At 63.5% G+C, this 15,710-nt stretch carries 18 protein-coding genes; 9 read left to right on the top strand and 9 right to left on the bottom strand.

The features are described from left to right. Positions 1–53 precede the first annotated feature (53 nt). The 5 genes from GGQ88_RS05690 to GGQ88_RS05670 form a co-directional block, all read right to left on the bottom strand. The gene (locus tag GGQ88_RS05690) at positions 54–1,226 is read right to left on the bottom strand and encodes a saccharopine dehydrogenase family protein (protein WP_183612461.1); all 1,173 of its coding nucleotides are present in this window, start codon (positions 1,224–1,226) and stop codon (positions 54–56) included. A gap of 78 nt (positions 1,227–1,304) precedes the next feature. After that, complete coding sequence (gene dcd / locus GGQ88_RS05685) at positions 1,305–1,859, bottom strand: dCTP deaminase (RefSeq protein ID WP_183612164.1); 555 nt, start codon at positions 1,857–1,859, stop codon at positions 1,305–1,307. A gap of 20 nt (positions 1,860–1,879) precedes the next feature. Continuing rightward, positions 1,880–2,314, bottom strand: a complete 435-nt coding sequence (locus GGQ88_RS05680; protein WP_183612163.1) for a cytidine deaminase — start codon at positions 2,312–2,314, stop codon at positions 1,880–1,882. Beyond that, the gene (locus tag GGQ88_RS05675; protein ID WP_183612162.1) at positions 2,311–3,006 is read right to left on the bottom strand and encodes a glycoside hydrolase family 25 protein; all 696 of its coding nucleotides are present in this window, start codon (positions 3,004–3,006) and stop codon (positions 2,311–2,313) included. Before GGQ88_RS05675 ends, GGQ88_RS05680 begins: the two co-directional genes overlap by 4 nt. Positions 3,007–3,035: 29 nt before the next feature. Beyond that, positions 3,036–3,518 carry a UPF0262 family protein gene (locus tag GGQ88_RS05670; protein ID WP_183612161.1) on the bottom strand — a complete coding sequence of 161 codons (483 nt, stop codon included), beginning with the start codon at positions 3,516–3,518 and terminating at the stop codon, positions 3,036–3,038. A 238-nt stretch (positions 3,519–3,756) separates the two neighbouring features. Here GGQ88_RS05670 and GGQ88_RS05665 point away from each other — a divergent pair, with 238 nt between their 5' ends. Both GGQ88_RS05665 and rpoZ read left to right on the top strand, forming a co-directional pair. Further along, entirely contained in the window at positions 3,757–5,274 is a 1,518-nt protein-coding gene (locus GGQ88_RS05665; RefSeq protein ID WP_183612160.1) for a replicative DNA helicase, read from the top strand. Positions 5,275–5,368: 94 nt separating this feature from the next. Beyond that, on the top strand, positions 5,369–5,713 hold the full coding sequence (gene rpoZ / locus GGQ88_RS05660) for a DNA-directed RNA polymerase subunit omega (RefSeq protein WP_183612159.1): 345 nt from the start codon (positions 5,369–5,371) through the stop codon (positions 5,711–5,713). A gap of 115 nt (positions 5,714–5,828) precedes the next feature. Here the strand turns inward: rpoZ and GGQ88_RS05655 are convergent, their stop codons facing one another. Both GGQ88_RS05655 and GGQ88_RS05650 read right to left on the bottom strand, forming a co-directional pair. After that, positions 5,829–6,212 (bottom strand): nuclear transport factor 2 family protein, encoded by a 384-nt coding sequence (locus GGQ88_RS05655; protein ID WP_183612158.1) that lies wholly within the window; start codon positions 6,210–6,212, stop codon positions 5,829–5,831. 90 nt (positions 6,213–6,302) lie between these two features. Beyond that, entirely contained in the window at positions 6,303–7,001 is a 699-nt protein-coding gene (locus tag GGQ88_RS05650; protein WP_183612157.1) for a dienelactone hydrolase family protein, read from the bottom strand. Between the two features lie 124 nt (positions 7,002–7,125). On the opposite strand from GGQ88_RS05650, the gene GGQ88_RS05645 reads away from it, so the two are divergent. The 7 genes from GGQ88_RS05645 to GGQ88_RS05615 all read left to right on the top strand — a co-directional run bounded on the left by GGQ88_RS05645 (position 7,126) and on the right by GGQ88_RS05615 (position 14,232). Then, complete coding sequence (locus GGQ88_RS05645) at positions 7,126–7,380, top strand: DUF6489 family protein (RefSeq protein WP_183612460.1); 255 nt, start codon at positions 7,126–7,128, stop codon at positions 7,378–7,380. A 32-nt stretch (positions 7,381–7,412) separates the two neighbouring features. After that, positions 7,413–8,711, top strand: coding sequence for a tRNA uridine-5-carboxymethylaminomethyl(34) synthesis GTPase MnmE (mnmE, locus tag GGQ88_RS05640; protein WP_183612156.1), 1,299 nt, complete (start codon positions 7,413–7,415; stop codon positions 8,709–8,711). A 61-nt stretch (positions 8,712–8,772) separates the two neighbouring features. Further along, positions 8,773–10,620, top strand: a complete 1,848-nt coding sequence (gene mnmG, locus GGQ88_RS05635; RefSeq protein WP_183612155.1) for a tRNA uridine-5-carboxymethylaminomethyl(34) synthesis enzyme MnmG — start codon at positions 8,773–8,775, stop codon at positions 10,618–10,620. Next, complete coding sequence (gene rsmG / locus GGQ88_RS05630) at positions 10,617–11,276, top strand: 16S rRNA (guanine(527)-N(7))-methyltransferase RsmG (protein WP_183612154.1); 660 nt, start codon at positions 10,617–10,619, stop codon at positions 11,274–11,276. Before mnmG ends, rsmG begins: the two co-directional genes overlap by 4 nt. Then, positions 11,273–12,049 (top strand): ParA family protein, encoded by a 777-nt coding sequence (locus GGQ88_RS05625; RefSeq protein ID WP_183612153.1) that lies wholly within the window; start codon positions 11,273–11,275, stop codon positions 12,047–12,049. Before rsmG ends, GGQ88_RS05625 begins: the two co-directional genes overlap by 4 nt. Next, positions 12,046–12,987 (top strand): ParB/RepB/Spo0J family partition protein, encoded by a 942-nt coding sequence (locus GGQ88_RS05620; RefSeq protein WP_183612152.1) that lies wholly within the window; start codon positions 12,046–12,048, stop codon positions 12,985–12,987. Before GGQ88_RS05625 ends, GGQ88_RS05620 begins: the two co-directional genes overlap by 4 nt. 90 nt (positions 12,988–13,077) lie before the next feature. Then, the gene (locus GGQ88_RS05615; protein WP_183612151.1) at positions 13,078–14,232 is read left to right on the top strand and encodes an acyl-CoA dehydrogenase family protein; all 1,155 of its coding nucleotides are present in this window, start codon (positions 13,078–13,080) and stop codon (positions 14,230–14,232) included. A gap of 85 nt (positions 14,233–14,317) precedes the next feature. Here GGQ88_RS05615 and GGQ88_RS05610 read toward each other — a convergent pair whose 3' ends face one another. Together GGQ88_RS05610 and GGQ88_RS05605 are read right to left on the bottom strand one after the other, a co-directional pair. Next, a complete protein-coding gene (locus GGQ88_RS05610; protein WP_183612150.1) occupies positions 14,318–15,028 on the bottom strand; it encodes a glycine zipper 2TM domain-containing protein in 711 nt (236 codons plus the stop codon). A 127-nt stretch (positions 15,029–15,155) separates the two neighbouring features. Continuing rightward, positions 15,156–15,638: a GAF domain-containing protein gene (locus GGQ88_RS05605; protein WP_183612459.1), complete on the bottom strand. Its 483-nt coding sequence runs from the start codon at positions 15,636–15,638 to the stop codon at positions 15,156–15,158. Positions 15,639–15,710: the final 72 nt, after the last annotated feature.

The raw sequence follows: 15,710 nt of genomic DNA, 5'->3' as shown, positions 1-15,710 counted from the left end.
GTCCAGACCGCCGACCATGTATCCCAATTCGGTCGGCGGGTTCCGTGCCCTGCTCAGGCTTCCACGCTGAACGTGAGCTCGGCGTGGGCCCGCAACCTTGCCACAAGCGCCTCTCCCAGAATCGCGCCGGGCGTGCCGATGCCACCCGCTGCATTGCTGGAAAGCAGCGCAATTCCGGTTTCGCTCAACATCCGGCTGGTCGAGCCATAGCCGGGATCGTAGCGGCCCTTGACGCCATAGTGGATCGTCTGCCCATCGGGCATTTCGCCGACGAACAGCACGTCGTAGAACCCTGTCTCGCGCTCTTCTTTCGACGGGCCTTCGCCCGGCACCGGATCGTCCGGACGACCGATCATCGGCGTCTTGGCCATATGCTCGGCGACCGCCTTGCCCTGATCGCCGGGTCCGGTCAGCACCATCTCGTCATAGACAAAGTCCGTGCCCCACGGATGGCCGAGCAGCGCATTGGTGCGGTGAACGTTCTTGGTGTTGATCGCCGCCATGATGAACGGCGCTTCCCAGCTACCCAATGCATCATCGTGCTGAACCGCATTGCCCGAAGGCTGCTCGGGGCCTTCGAACCCCGGCGTCAGGCAGAAAGCGCTCTGCATCAGCGGGATCAGCGAAGGGTCCTTGCCCATCGCGGCGAGCGTCGCCTTGAGGCTCGCCGCAGTGCCACCCGAAGCGCCGCCCTTCATCCCGCGCACGCGTCCTTTGACCCGCGGGGCAGGGCGACCGAACCGCGCCACTGCCTCCTTCTGCAGCATCAGCACGCCCAGATCGAACGGGATCGAATCGAAGCCCGATGAAAAGCAGATCCGCGCGCCCGATTGCTCCGCCGCCGTGCCATGCTTGTCGATCATCTGCCGCATCCACACCGGCTCGCCGCACAAGTCGGCATAGTCGGTGCCCGCCGCAATGCATGCCTCGAGCACTGGTTCGCCATAAAGCTGGTACGGCCCGACCGTCGTCAGCACGACGCGCGTCTGCTGCGCCATCGCGGCGAGGCTGTTCGGATCGGCAATATCGGCCACGATCAGCGGCGTGTTCTTGGGCGCACCGATCAGCGCCCGCACTTCGGCGAGCTTCGCCGCGCTGCGCCCCGCCATCGCCCAGTGGGGGCCTTCCTGACCGTAGTGGCGCGCCAGATATTCGGCCACCAACCGCCCGGTAAACCCCGTCGCCCCATAAACCACGATGTCATAGGGCCGCCCCGACTTGTCCATCACCCACTCCGCCTGTTCTGTTATCGGCAAGAGGCTCGACGAAGTCGCAGACGATTGCAACCGGTTTCAAGCGTGCGGTTAAAGCTTCGGAAGCGTAACCCCGCGCTGACCCATGTATTTCCCCGCGCGGTCGGCATAGCTGACCTCGCACGGCTCGTTGCCCTGCAAGAACAGGAACTGGCACGCGCCCTCGTTGGCATAGATCTTGGCAGGCAGCGGGGTGGTGTTCGAAAACTCCAACGTCACGTGGCCCTCCCAGCCGGGCTCGAGCGGCGTGACATTCACGATGATCCCGCAGCGCGCATACGTGCTCTTGCCCAGGCAGATCACCAGTACATCGCGCGGAATACGAAAGTACTCGACCGTCCGGGCCAGCGCGAACGAATTGGGCGGAATCACGCAGCAATCGGTCTTGCGATCGACCAGGCTGTCCCCGTCGAAGTTCTTCGGGTCCACCACCGCCGAATTGACGTTGGTGAAGATCTTGAACTCGTCTGCCACCCGCGCGTCATAGCCGTAGGACGATAGCCCATAGCTGATGCACCCGTCGCGCTTCTGGTTCTCTACGAACGGCTCGATCATCCTGTCGGCCAGCGCGCGCTCGCGAATCCACTTGTCGGAAAGTATGGCCAAAGGTGCTCCCCCGAAGAAATCTAAAACAGGTTGGATGGCCCGAATGCGTTGGGCAATAGCACCGACAGGCGCGTTTCCACCACCTCATGTTCGCCCACGCCCAGCACCAACGGATCCGTTCCGCCCAGCGCCGCCAGTTCATGCAACACCTGCCGGCAGCGCCCGCACGGCGTGATTGCCGCGCCCGTCCGTCCGCCGGCGCCACCCAGCACAGCCACCGCGATCAAGCCGCCGCGCCGTCCGGCATGCGTGGCGATCGCGCAGGCCACCGTCTCTGCACACAACGACAGCCCGTAGCTCGCGTTCTCGGTGTTGGCGCCAGTCACGATCGCGCCATCCTCGAACAGCAATGCCGCGCCGACAAGGAACCCGGAGTAGGGCGCATAGGCGGTGTCCATCGCGGTCCGTGCCGCCGCGATCAGCGCCTCGCGTCGCTCTGCCAGCATATCGCTCATGGCTGCACCACCACCCAGCGCAAAGGCCCGCGGGCAGCGTTCAACCGCAGCCTGTCGGTCGCGGTCCACATCACCCATGGCCGTCCGGCATAGCCCGGCTCCAGATAATCTTGGGAAACCCAGATGTTGCGGTCGATCATAGCGGCCAGATGATAGCGCTTTTCCAGCCCGCGCGACACCATCAGGATTGCCGGCTTTTCGGCGTGCCTTTCCACCTGATTGAGAAACGTCGTCAGCTCGCTTTGCATCTGCGCCTCGCCCGGTGCTTCGGGGCAGGTGCGCGAATCAATATCGAGTGCGATCGCCGGTGGCAGCAAGTCCTTGTCGCGCGGCACCACCGTCACGAAGTTCGCCGCCTGTGCATCCGCCGGAGCGCACAGGTCATAGGCGTGGACCGCGCCCACCTGCATCCCGCGTGCCCGCGCCGCTTCCAGATTCTCGGCAAACCGCGAATCGCGCGTTCCCGTGCCCTCGCTCGCCGTCAGATAAACAAAGTCCGCGCCCGCCGCGCGCAGCAGCCGCCAGTCGACCGCGCCGTCATCATCGCTCAACCACACGCCCTGAACCGGATAGTCCTCGCGATCGGGCAGCCACGTTCGCGCCTTCCACCAGCCAAGGCCCGCCGCCACCACTGCCACCAGCAGCAGCGCCGCCAGCACACGCCTGCGCGCGGGAGTTGGTTTCTTCGCCATAGTGAAAATTGTGCGCCCCGAGAATTGTGTCAGCCCCTGATATGCAGCACGCAGATCAGGGTAAAGAGGCGTCGCGCGGTCGGGAAATCGGTCTCGATCTTGCCGTCCAGCCGCTCAAGCAGCATATCGGCCGCATCGTTGTGGACGCCGCGCCGCGCCATGTCGATCGTCTCGATCTCGTTTGCCGAAGCCTTGCGAATCGCCTGGTAGTAACTGTCGCAAATCGCGAAATATTCCCGAATCGGCCGGCGGAACCGTCCGAGCCCGAGAATCACCGTCTCCAGCGGCTCGCCAGCATCATCGGCAATCGCCAGGATCAACCGTCCGTCCTCGACCGAAAGCTTCAGCCGGTAAGGACCATCATGCCCAGCCGCGAACGCGCGCAGCGGTTTGAACGCGTTCTCTTCGATCAGATCGAAGATCGCGATTCGCCGTTCCTGCTCGATATCGGCATTGCGCCAGATGATCGTCGCTTCGTCCAGCTCGATATGCGAGATGCGCGGGTCGGCCATGGGCAACCTGTCTTGCAGACGGGCAGGGCAGGAGCAAGCCTTCTCGCTCGTCATTCCACCGCGCCCCTGTCTTCGTCCTTCCGATCACTGCCTTCGTCATTCCCGCAAAGGCGGGAATCCGGCCCATCGAACAAATCCATTCCCGCCTTCGCGGGAATGACGAATGTGGTGATCCGTCCCCGCTATCCACACCCTCTCCGCATTGCCGCCAGCCCCGCCGTCGGGCACAAGCATGCCCATGTCAGCCAGCGAAGCCATCCTGTCCCGCGAACCTTCCGAGATACGCACCCTGCCCTCCAACGTCGAGGCCGAGGCCGCGTTTCTGGGGGCCGTGCTGATCGACAACCGCATCCTCGAAGAACTGCAGACCCCGCTCAAGCCCGACCATTTCTTCGCCGCCGTCCATGGCCGCGTTTACGAACGCATACAGACACTTGTCGACCGCAAGGCGGTGGTTACCCCGGTCACCCTCAAGCCCTATTTCGAAACCGACGAGGGCCTCAAGGAACTGGGCGGCACCGCCTATCTCGCGCGATTGACCGCTGACGGGCAAGGCCTGCTCAACCCGCGCGAACTGGCCGAACAGGTCTACGATCTCGCCCTGCTGCGCGAACTGATCACCGTCGGGCGCAATCTGGTCGAAGGCGCGCTCGATACCAGCGATTCGGTTGCTCCGCTCGAACAGGTCGAAAAGGCCGAAGCCGCGCTCTATGCCGTCGCCGAAGGCGCGCAGACCGGCAACGAGGCGCAAAGTTTCGGCGCGGCAACGCGCACGTCGCTCGAGATGATCGAGAAGGCGCTGCTTTCGGGCGGCCATATCTCGGGCAAGACCACCGGCCTTGTCTCGCTCAACGAGAAGATCGGCGGCCTCCACGATTCGGACCTTATCATCCTCGCTGGCCGTCCCGGCATGGGCAAGACGTCGCTCGTCACCAATATCGCGTTCAACGCTGCCGACCGCCTGCGTCGCGATCAGGCAGATGGCATCGCACTCAAGGACTCGGTCGGGGCGGGGGTCGCCTTCTTCAGCCTGGAAATGAGCGCGGACCAGCTCGCCACACGTATCCTGGCCGAACAGTCTGGCATCAGTTCCGAAGCGCTGCGCATGGGCCGAATCAGTCGCGAGGATTTCCAGCAGCTCTCCTTCGCCAGCCAGCGACTCGCCGAACTGCCGCTGTTTATCGACGATACCCCGGCGCTGACGATCAGTGCCCTGCGCGCCCGCGCCCGCCGCCTGAAACGCCGTCACGACATCGGCCTGATCGTCGTCGATTACCTCCAGCTGCTGCAAGGTTCGGGCCGCGCCAGCGACAACCGGGTCAACGAAATCTCGGAAATTTCGCGTGGCCTCAAGACCTTGGCCAAGGAGCTCTCGGTTCCGGTGATCGCGCTATCGCAGCTCAGCCGTGCGGTTGAGCAGCGCGAGGACAAGCGCCCGATGCTTTCCGACCTTCGCGAATCGGGCTCGATCGAGCAGGACGCCGACATGGTCTGGTTCGTCTTCCGCGAGGACTACTACGTCATGTCGCGCGAACCCAAGGTGCCCCAAGGCAGCGACGATTCCAAGACTCAGGAGGCCCACGCTGCCTGGCAGGCCGAAATGGAACGCGTCTACGGCCTCGCCGAACTGATCGTCGCCAAACAGCGCCATGGCTCGACCGGCAAGGTCCGCCTGCGCTTCGAAGCCAAGATCACCCGCTTCTCCGACCTCGCGCCCGACGACATGCGCGCCAACTCCTATGGGGATGACGAGTAGGTGACCGCGCGCACCTCCTCATTTCCTTGACTTTTCCACACCTGCGGCCTAGCTGCCGGTCTTTCCGTCTTTACCAGTATATCGGAGTGCCCTGATGGCGCGCGTTACCGTCGAAGATTGCGTCGACAAGATTCCCAACCGTTTCGATCTCGTGCTGCTCGCGGCTGAGCGTGCCCGCGCGATTTCCGGCGGCGCAGAACTGACGATCGACCGCGATCGCGACAAGAACCCGGTCGTCGCCCTGCGCGAAATCGCCGAAGAAACCGTGCGCCCGACAGTGCTCAAGGAAAACCTTATCCAGTCGCTGCAGCGCGTTCTGCCTGACGATGACGATGAAGTCGATGAAATCGGCTCGTTGTCCCAGTCGGCCGAAGCCTTGCGCATCACTGCCGCTGCTCCGGTTCGCAACACCTCGCTGGGTGCCGACTACGACGGCTGATTATTCAGCGATTTCAAATACTTGAAAACCCCCGGCCACAACCGGGGGTTTTTTGTTGCACCGCTTCTTCCCCCCTCCCGCTTGCGGGAGGGGCAGGGGGTAGGCCTGCGGCACCTCACGTATTCTCCATCTGCACCGCCATCAGTTCCCACACCTTGTTGATCGCCTTCAACGGCCGCACCATCACCTTGAAATCGACGATCCGCCCTTCAAGGTCGAAGCGGATCAGGTCGATCCCGTTGACCGCGATCCCGTCCATCTCGCACTCGAATTCAAGGCAGGCCTCGGGCCCATCGACCAGCTCGCGGACATAGCGAAAGGTCCCGTTGCCGAAGACCTGGCCCGCCGCCGTCAGGTACATCAGCACCTTTTCGCGGCCCACCTGCGGCGTGTGCACAACCGGAGAATGGAACACCGCATCGTCGGCGACAAGTTGATCCAGTTGTGCCGGATCGTTGCTCTGCATGTAGCGATGCCATGCTGCCAGACCGAGGTTCATGCCGCTTCTCCCAAGTGTTCGTCACGACCAAAGTGGGGCAGGACGGTTGCGACAGCATTGATCCGGCGCAACTGCCCTGCCGTGCGAAGATCATCCCAGATGATGCGCGAAGAATTCGCGCGTACGGCCATCAGCGAGCGCCGCCCCTGCCTCATCGCGGCGGTTGCCCGTCTCGGCGGCAAAGCCGTGATCCAACCCCTCGTAATCGTGCAGCGTCACTTTGGGATGAGCATCGAGCGCATCATGGATCGCTTTCTGCGCGTCAGGCGCCACAAAATGGTCGGCGGTGGGGATATGCAGCAGCAGCGGATTGGCAATGGCGTGCGATTCACCCAGCATCTGGTCGATCATCACGCCGTAATAGCCGACCGACGCATCGATATCGGTTCGCGTCGCGGCCATGTAGGCCATCCGGCCACCCATACAGAATCCGACCAGTCCGATCTTGCCGACCCCATCCTGACCGCGCAGGAACCGGATCGCGGCCTCGATGTCCTGAATGCCGAGTTCTGGATCGTACTGGCCAGCATAGCCGAACGCTTCCTGCAACTGTTCGGGCACGTCGGGATCGAGTTCGACACCCGGCGCGAACCGCCAGAAGATGTCGGGTGCCAGCGCGACATAGCCCATCTCCGCCCATGCTTCGCACTTCTGTCGGATTCCTGCATTCACCCCGAAAATCTCGGGGACCACGATGATCGCTGCGGTGGCGCCAGCCTCGGGCTGGGCGAGGTACCCTGGAATCTCCGCGCTGCCATCAAGCGCTGCGAACGTGATTTTTTCGCCCATGTCGTTCATCCTGCCGTTGGGTTATCGTGGTCGAATAGGAGTTTGGCCCTGCCCGTGGACTTTGCCAAGCACGCATGACATTCTCGCGCATGGGCCGGGACCCGCTTCACGAAAGTCATCAGTCATGAAATTCACGGTCGAGTGCGATTGTTCCCCCGAAGAAGCCCGTCGCTTCCTCGGCCTGCCCGATGTGTCGAAGGCCAATGATGTCTATGTCGATAACATCGCCAAGGCCATGCAAGGCGTCAATAACATCGAGCAACTCCAGGGCTACATCAAACAGGTCGCGCCGATGGGCGAAATGGGACTCAAGATGTTCCAGCAGTTCATGGAACAAGGCGGCATGGGCGCATTCTCCGGCAAGAAGCCGAAGGACTGACGCAAGGCATCCGATCGTGTAGGGCAGGGCGCGTGACCGACACGATCTTCGCCCTGTCCTCCGGACCGCCGCCTGCGGGCATCGCCGTGATCCGCATCAGTGGCGCACACGCAGGCCCCGCACTATCCGCACTGACCGGCAAGCTACCGCCGCCGCGACGCGCGGTGCTGGCAACGCTGATCGATCCCGCGGACGGAACACCGCTCGATCGCACCATGGTGCTCTGGCTGCCCGGACCCGGCACCGCAACGGGCGAAGATAGCGCCGAACTCCACCTCCACGGAGGCCGCGCTGTGGTTACGGCGGTCGAAGCCGCCCTCGGCAAGCTCCCCGGATTGCGTCGCGCCGAGGCTGGCGAATTCACCCGCCGCGCTTTCGCGAACGGCCGCATCGATCTTGCCGAGGCCGAGGGTCTCGCCGATCTCCTGACCGCCGAGACCGAACTCCAGCGCCGCTCCGCACTGGCGATGGCCGAAGGCACGCTATCACGCCAAGCCGAATCGTGGCGCGGCGCGCTGCTGATGCTCAGCGCCCGGATCGAAGCCGCCCTCGATTTCTCCGATGAGGACGATGTCGGGGCGGGGGAGAGCTTGCTCCCCGCCAACTTCGCCACCGACTGCGACGCACTAACCGCGAGCCTCAGTCAATGGCTTGCCCGCCCCCGCGCCGAACCCTTGCGCGAAGGCTTCCGGGTCGTCCTCGCCGGGCCACCCAATGCCGGAAAATCGACGCTGTTCAACGCGCTGGTCGAGCACGAAGCCGCGATCACCGCCGCCGAGCCGGGCACGACCCGAGACGTCCTGACCCACTCTGTCGCGATCGACGGCGTCCCGTTCACCTTCGTAGACACTGCCGGTTTGCGCGACGATCATGCGGGCGAGATCGAACGCATCGGCATCGCCCGCGCCCGCGCCGCCGCACAGCGCGCGGATTTGATCCTTTGGCTCGGTCCCGAAGGGGAGGGACCGTCGGGTCTTCCGTTGTTGGAAGTCGCCGCGCAGATCGACCGCCCCGACGCACTCCTCAAATCCGCCAGCGCGATCCGTTTGTCCGCACAATCCGGTGAGGGCATGATCTCTTTTCGCGACGCATTGCTTTCCCACGCCCGCGCCGCGCTACCTGCTCCCGGTTCTGTCGCCCTGAACCGCCGTCAGCATGCGCTTCTGACCGACGTCGTAAAGGCGCTAACGGAAGCCCAGATCCAGCACGACCCGCTCCTTGCTGCCGAACACCTGCGGCTCGCGCGCCGAGCCCTCGACGCCCTTGTCGGCCGGACCGGCACCGAGGATATGCTCGACGCCCTGTTCGGTCGCTTCTGCATCGGCAAGTGATGTTCCACGTGAAACATCGGCGGCTTTGACCCGCAGCGCCATTTCCACTATCGCACCCGCCATGCAGGACTTCGATATCATCGTCGTAGGCGGCGGACACGCCGGCGTCGAAGCCGCCGCCGTCGCCGCGCGCATGGGCGCGCGCACCGCGCTCGTCTCGTTCGATCCCGCGACGATAGGCGCGATGAGCTGCAATCCCGCGATCGGCGGCCTCGGCAAGGGTCACCTCGTCCGCGAGGTCGATGCCTTCGACGGCCTCATTGCCCGCGCGGCGGATCAGGCCGCGATCCACTATCGCATGCTTAATCGCTCAAAAGGTAGTGCGGTTCAGGGGCCGCGCGTCCAGGCCGATCGAAAGCGTTTCCGCGCCGCGATCCAGCGCATGATTGCTACCCAGCCGAACTTGACCGTGATCGGTGGAGAGGCTGCCGCGCTCCGCATCGAGCGCGGTACCGTCACCGGTATTGATCTCGCCGACGGCACAGCGCTTCGGGGCAGGGCAGTCATCCTGTGCACCGGCACGTTCCTTGGCGGACGCCTGTTTCGCGGCGAGGAGTGCATGGACGGCGGACGCATCGACGAGAGCGCTGCGCACAAACTCGCAAAGCAACTGCGCGCCGCCGATCTCCCGATGGCGCGCCTCAAGACCGGCACACCCCCACGTATCGACGGTCGCACTATCGATTGGGCGCGCCTGCCCGAGCAGCCCAGCGACGCCGACCCCTGGACGATGTCTCCGCTCACGCCGACACGCCCGCTACCGCAAGTGTTCTGCGCCGTCGCCCGTACCAACGCGCGCACACACGACATCATCCGCACCGGCCTCGATCGTTCGCCGCTGTTCACCGGCGCGATCGATGCGCAAGGTCCGCGCTACTGCCCCTCGATCGAGGACAAGATTCACCGCTTCGGCGACCGCGACGGGCATCAGGTGTTCCTCGAGCCCGAGGGCCTCGACGACACCGCCGTCTATCCCAACGGTATTTCCACCTCACTCCCCACCGACATCCAGATAGCGATGGTCCGCTCGATGGAGGGTCTGGATCAAGCCGTCATCACCACCCCAGGCTACGCGGTCGAATACGATCACATCGACCCCCGCGCCTTGCGCCACAGCCTAGAGGTGAAGGCGCTCCCCGGCCTCTATTGCGCGGGGCAGATCAACGGCACCACCGGCTACGAAGAGGCCGCCGCGCAAGGCCTCGTCGCTGGCATGCATGCCGCCGCCGCCGTCCTTGACTGCGAAGCCCCCGCGCTGGACCGAGCCAATTCCTACATGGCCGTGATGGTTGATGACCTCACGCTGCACGGCGTCACCGAGCCCTATCGCATGCTCACCGCCCGTGCCGAATATCGCCTGCGGCTGCGCGCGAACAACGCCTCGACCCGCCTGACGCCCGCCGCCATCGCACTCGGTTGCGTTGGCACCGAGCGTCGCTCGTGGTTCGAACGCCGCGCAGAGCAGCGCGACGAACTCACGGCAAGCCTTTCAAGCGATGCAACGTCAGGCGCGCTCATCACAGCAGGAATGCCTGTGCGTCCCGACGGCGCGCGTCGCCCGCTCGCTGAATGGTTGCGCTTTCCCGAAGTCGATCTCGCCTCACTCAAACCCTTTCTGGGTTCACACGACTATGCAGCCGACTTGCTCGAAGAGGTTGAGGAAGACGCGGCCTACGCGCCATATCTCGCGCGGCAGGACGCCGAGCTGCGCGACTTGCGCGCGTCTGATGCGGTCCGCTTAGGCGATGATTTCCCCTTCGCCACGATCCCTGGCCTCTCGCGCGAAATGGTCGAGCGCCTGGAACGCGCCCGGCCCGAGAGCCTCGCAGCCGCAGGTCGCATCGCGGGCATAACCCCCGCTGCTCTCGCGAACTTGCTGGTCCACGCTCGCAAGCGGGAATGCGCATGACTGTTACGACCGAAGCCGAGGCGAGCGATTGGCTCAAGACCACGCTTGGTATCGACCCTGATGTACTTAGCCGCCTTGACCAGTTGGCGGCGCTGTTGCTTGAAGAGAACGCGCGTCAGAACCTTGTTGCGCAAGGCACACTGCTGCATGTCTGGCAGCGCCATATCGTTGATTCGGCGCAGTTGCTCCATGTTCCACGTAAAACACTACCCGGTGGCGAGTGGCTGGATTTGGGCACGGGTGCCGGCTTTCCTGGACTGGTCATCGCCGCGCTGCAACCCGAGCGGCAAGTGACGGTCGTGGATTCGCGGCGCCTGCGCACCGACTGGCTTAGCCGCGCGGCCTCGGCACTCAGCCTGGACAACGTGCGCGTGATCCACGGACGCGTTGAAGAACTAGAAACTCAAGTCTACTCCGTAATCTCTGCCCGCGCATTCGCCCCGCTCGAAAAACTTCTCACGGTATCTGCGCGCTTTTCCACACCCGACACGCTGTGGCTGTTGCCGAAAGGGGCTGGAGCGCCGCATGAACTGGCAATGCTCTCCGAATCATGGCGTCACACGTTCCACGTGGAACAATCGCTGACAGATCCAGCAGCGGGTATCATTGTCGGAAGCCTCCTTGGAACACCGCGCCCGAAAGGCACACGTCGATGATCACGATTGCGGTAGCCAATCAGAAGGGTGGTGTTGGCAAGACCACCACGGCGATCAACATTGCAACCGCATTGGCGGCAACGGGGTGGAAGACCCTGCTGATCGACCTCGATCCGCAAGGCAATTGTTCGACCGGCATCGGCGTATCGGCCAATGATCGCGAACGGTCGACGTATGATCTGCTGATCGATCAGGCATCGGTTGCCGATTGCATGATGGCAACGCGGATTCCGGGCCTTGATCTCGTCCCGGCAACGGTCGACTTGTCCGGGGCGGAGGTCGAACTTGTCACGATCGAAGACCGCACCCATCGCCTCCGGAAGGTCCTCAACGGCGATACCGGTCACGATATCTGTCTGATAGATTGCCCGCCCTCGTTGGGATTGCTCACGCTCAATGCGCTGACTGCAGCCGACTCGATCCTCGTGCCATTGCAGTGCGAATTTTTTGCACTCGAAGGCCTGAGCCAATTGCTGCAGACGGTCGAGCGTGTGCAGGAACGGTTCAACGCCGATCTCGGCATTCTCGGGATCGTGTTGACCATGTTCGACCGACGCAACCGCCTGACGGACCAGGTCGCCGATGACGTTCGCTCATGCCTGCGCGACTTGGTTTTCGAAGCGGTGATACCGCGCAACGTGCGGCTGTCCGAGGCACCGAGCCATGGCTTGCCCGCGCTGATCTACGATCATGCCTGCCCGGGTTCGCAGGCCTACATGAAGCTGGCGCGCGAGTTGATTGCGCGCCTTCCCGAACGGAGGATAGCGGCATGAGCAGCGAAGATGCAGTGAAGGCCGCGCCGCGTCGCACCGGTTTGGGTCGTGGCCTCGGAGCGCTGATGGGCGAAGTCCGTCGCGAAGAACCGATCGCGCGCATCTCGGTCTCGGGCGACGATGCATCCACATCACGCGATGGCGGCCTTGCCATGCTCACCGTCGGCTCGATCGAGCCGCACCCCGAACAGCCGCGCCGCCACTTCGATGAAGCAGCGCTCGACGAACTTGCCCAGTCGATCGCCGCACGCGGCGTGATCCAACCGGTAATCGTGCGGCCCCTGGGTGGAAATCGCTATCAGCTCGTCGCCGGCGAACGCCGCTGGCGTGCCGCGCAAAAGGCGCAAGTCCACGAAATTCCCGCGATCGTGCGCAAGCTCGACGATCGCGAAGTGGCAGCCCTCGCACTGATCGAAAATCTGCAGCGTCAGGATCTCAACCCCGTCGAAGAAGCGCGCGCCTATCAGCGTCTCGCCGACAGCGAAGGTCTAACCCAGCAGGAAATTGCCAAGTTCGTCGACAAGTCGCGCAGCCACGTCGCCAACATGCTGCGCCTGCTGGGGCTCCCCGACGAAGTGCTGGACATGGTCGTGCGCGACGAACTGTCCATGGGCCATGCGCGCGCGCTGATCAACGCCCCCGATCCGGTCGCGCTCGCGCGCGAGGTCGTGGGGCAGGGCCTGTCTGTCCGCGATGCCGAAAAACTGGCACGCAAGGCCAGCAGGCCCGAAGGTGTGCGGCGTCAGGCGCGGTCGGCCAAGGATCCGGTCGGAGCGGCCGATATCGCGATGATCCAGCAGCACCTCGAGGACTTCCTCGGCCTCAAGGTCACAATCACCGCCGATTCCGATCCGACGACCGGAGCGGTGGCGATCCGTTACAAGAACCTCGATCAGCTGGATCTGATCTGCCAGCGCCTGACTGGTGGGGAATTCTAGCGACTTAATCATCCGATTAAATAGCCGTTGACCGGGAGGCGTCTGCGCGCATAGGCTGCGTGCAACAAGACAAACCCGGAGAGAATGGCCATGTCGCTCGATGTAATCCCGCGCTCCGCCTATAACGAAGATCACGAAGCCTTCCGCCAGACCGTGAGGCGCTTCTTGCTCGAAGAGGTTGCACCCAATTCTGACAAGTGGGCCGAGGCGGGCATCGTTCCCAAGTCGATCTGGCCCAAGGCAGGTGCACTCGGCATGCTGTGCCCGACAGTCCCCGAGGAGTTCGGTGGGCTGGGCCTCGACTTTGGCTACAACGCGATCGTCGACGAGGAAAGTTCCTACTATGGGCGCGCCGCCACCGGGTTCTCGCTGCAGTCGGACATCGTGGTCAACTACCTGATCTCTTACGGGTCCGAGGAGCAGAAGCAGAAATGGCTTCCCAAGATGGTCTCGGGTGAGGTCATCACCGCAATCGCGATGACCGAACCGGGCACCGGCTCCGACCTTCAGGGCATGCGCACTACTGCGAAGAAGGACGGCAACCATTACGTGATCAACGGGTCGAAGACCTACATCACCAACGGCCAGAACGCCGATCTCGTGCTCGTCTGCTGCAAGACCGACACCGATATCGAGCCGGCCTGGAAAGGTGTTTCGATCGTCCTCGTCGAAGCCGACAGCGAAGGCTTCCAGCGCGGCCGCAATCTCGACAAGATCGGCATGGATGAGGCAGACACCTCCGAATTGTTTTTCAACGATGTACGCGTGCCGATCACCAACTGCCTCGGTGAAGAGGGCAAGGGCTTCATCTATCTGATGAGCGAATTGCCGCAGGAACGCCTGTCGATCGCGATAGGCGCACAGTCATCCGCCCAGAAAGCGTTTGACGAGACCGTCGAATTCACCCGCGACCGCAAGGCCTTCGGCAAACCGATCCTTGATTTTCAGAACACGCGCTTTGTGCTCGCCGATCTCAAGACCAAGCTGCAGGTGGGTTGGGCGCATCTCGACTGGGCGCTTGCACGGCACCTGAAGAAGGAACTCACGCCTGAAGAAGGCGCGGCTGCCAAGCTGTGGCACACCGAACTGCAGTGGGAAGTGATGGACAAGTGCCTGCAGCTGCACGGCGGCGCTGGCTACATGAACGAATATGCCATTGCGCGCTCATGGCGCGCGGCGCGTGTGACACGCATCTTCGGCGGCACCAACGAAATCATGAAAGAACTGATCGGCCGCAAGCTCTGAATACATCTCCCCTCGCACAGATCAGGCAACGCAAAACGGCCCGCCCTTTTTAAGGACGGGCCGTTTCACGTGAAACACCCGAGCATCAACCCGTATAAACGCGCTTTTCCTTGATCCGCTTTTCCTTGCGGCGCGGGATCGAGCGATGACGCACAGGTTCGCTTACCCAGCGCTCGGTCACGACCGTTGTCTCGGTGCAGGGCTGCTGGTTCGGCACCATCACCGGGACCATCATATAGCCATAGGGTGCATAACCGCCGGCACCGGGATAGCCATATGCAGGCTGATACTGAACCGAGCGCGCGTAGTCATCGCATTCACGGCGCAAGTCCCGGTCCTCGGCCTTGTCGATCGCTGTTCCCGCGACCGCGCCGACCGCAGCGCCAGCGACCGTTCCCAGCACGCGGTTGCCGCCCGCCACGCGATTACCCACAACGCCACCGATCACACCGCCGAGCAGCGCCCCGCCGATCCCCTTGTCGCCATAGACCTTACGGCAGCGCTCTTCCATCTCGCTCCAGCGCGGATCGGGCTGCGGATAGTGCTGATAGCCCTGCGGGCCACCGGGGTACTCGGGGGCACCGTCGACCGGTTGCACCATCACCGTCGTCGGCCACGGCGCGCCGACCATAGGCGGGTAATATACGGGGCCAGGACCATAGCCGCCATAGGACTGTCCCTGCCAGTTGCCATGCACTGGCGGGTGACGATCCTTGGCGAACGCGGGAGCGGCGGTCAGGGCAGCGGCCAGCAGCGCAGCGCTGGTCAGCACGGAAACGGTGGAGCGGTGAGGCATTGCGGTATCCCCCAGGGGCACGGCACAGATGGCGCCGATCGATTAACCGCAAACTTACCATTCAAACCCGCAGGAATCCAAGGTTCCAACCGCACCAGAGTTGGCGCTGTCCCGAATCGGGTCGAAATCAGATCCGCGTGGCAATTGCCTGCGCCAGCGTCTCGATCCCACGCGCGTCGTCGTCGTCGAACCGTGCGGGGGAGGGGCTGTCGAGATCGATCACCGCAATCACCGTACCATCGCGGAGCACCGGCACGACCAGCTCCGACCTGCTCGCGGCGTCGCAGGCAATATGGCCCGGAAACGCGTGGACATCGGCCACCAGTTGCGTCTGTGCGGTCCGTGCCGCCGTGCCACATACCCCTTGGCCCAGCGGGATACGGATGCACGCGGGCTTGCCGATGAACGGCCCGAGCACCAGCTCGCCTGCGACCATGCGGTAGAATCCCGCCCAGTTGAGGTCCGGCAGAAACTCCCACAGCAGCGCCGCGACGTTGGCCATGTTTGCGACGGCGTCAGGCTCGCCATCGGTCAGGGCAAGCGCTGCTGCGGTCAGATCGGCATGAAGGTCGGCCTTCGATTGGCCGGGCGTTGGGGCAAAGCTGAACATCTTGAGGGCCATAGCAAGCACGGCAAAAAGTCGCACGGCGCAATTTGCATTCGCACGCAACCATTGCCCTCG

It is taken from the genome of Novosphingobium hassiacum (genome assembly GCF_014196055.1).
GTDB classification, from domain to species: Bacteria; Pseudomonadota; Alphaproteobacteria; order Sphingomonadales; family Sphingomonadaceae; genus Novosphingobium; species Novosphingobium hassiacum.
This window is presented reverse-complemented; position numbering and strand designations above follow the sequence as displayed.

Bases quoted from the DNA above. Each gene is read 5' to 3' on its own strand.
- GGQ88_RS05675 (WP_183612162.1), bottom strand. From the start codon at position 3,006: ATGGCGAAGAAACCAACTCCCGCGCGCAGGCGTGTGCTGGCGGCGCTG.
- GGQ88_RS05690 (WP_183612461.1), bottom strand. From the start codon at position 1,226: ATGGACAAGTCGGGGCGGCCCTATGACATCGTGGTTTATGGGGCGACG.
- GGQ88_RS05665 (WP_183612160.1), top strand. From the start codon at position 3,757: ATGTCAGCCAGCGAAGCCATCCTGTCCCGCGAACCTTCCGAGATACGC.
- GGQ88_RS05680 (WP_183612163.1), bottom strand. From the start codon at position 2,314: ATGAGCGATATGCTGGCAGAGCGACGCGAGGCGCTGATCGCGGCGGCA.
- rpoZ (WP_183612159.1), top strand. From the start codon at position 5,369: ATGGCGCGCGTTACCGTCGAAGATTGCGTCGACAAGATTCCCAACCGT.
- GGQ88_RS05610 (WP_183612150.1), bottom strand. From the start codon at position 15,028: ATGCCTCACCGCTCCACCGTTTCCGTGCTGACCAGCGCTGCGCTGCTG.
- GGQ88_RS05655 (WP_183612158.1), bottom strand. From the start codon at position 6,212: ATGAACCTCGGTCTGGCAGCATGGCATCGCTACATGCAGAGCAACGAT.
- GGQ88_RS05620 (WP_183612152.1), top strand. From the start codon at position 12,046: ATGAGCAGCGAAGATGCAGTGAAGGCCGCGCCGCGTCGCACCGGTTTG.
- GGQ88_RS05615 (WP_183612151.1), top strand. From the start codon at position 13,078: ATGTCGCTCGATGTAATCCCGCGCTCCGCCTATAACGAAGATCACGAA.
- mnmG (WP_183612155.1), top strand. From the start codon at position 8,773: ATGCAGGACTTCGATATCATCGTCGTAGGCGGCGGACACGCCGGCGTC.
- GGQ88_RS05605 (WP_183612459.1), bottom strand. From the start codon at position 15,638: ATGTTCAGCTTTGCCCCAACGCCCGGCCAATCGAAGGCCGACCTTCAT.
- rsmG (WP_183612154.1), top strand. From the start codon at position 10,617: ATGACTGTTACGACCGAAGCCGAGGCGAGCGATTGGCTCAAGACCACG.
- GGQ88_RS05650 (WP_183612157.1), bottom strand. From the start codon at position 7,001: ATGGGCGAAAAAATCACGTTCGCAGCGCTTGATGGCAGCGCGGAGATT.
- GGQ88_RS05645 (WP_183612460.1), top strand. From the start codon at position 7,126: ATGAAATTCACGGTCGAGTGCGATTGTTCCCCCGAAGAAGCCCGTCGC.
- GGQ88_RS05670 (WP_183612161.1), bottom strand. From the start codon at position 3,518: ATGGCCGACCCGCGCATCTCGCATATCGAGCTGGACGAAGCGACGATC.
- GGQ88_RS05625 (WP_183612153.1), top strand. From the start codon at position 11,273: ATGATCACGATTGCGGTAGCCAATCAGAAGGGTGGTGTTGGCAAGACC.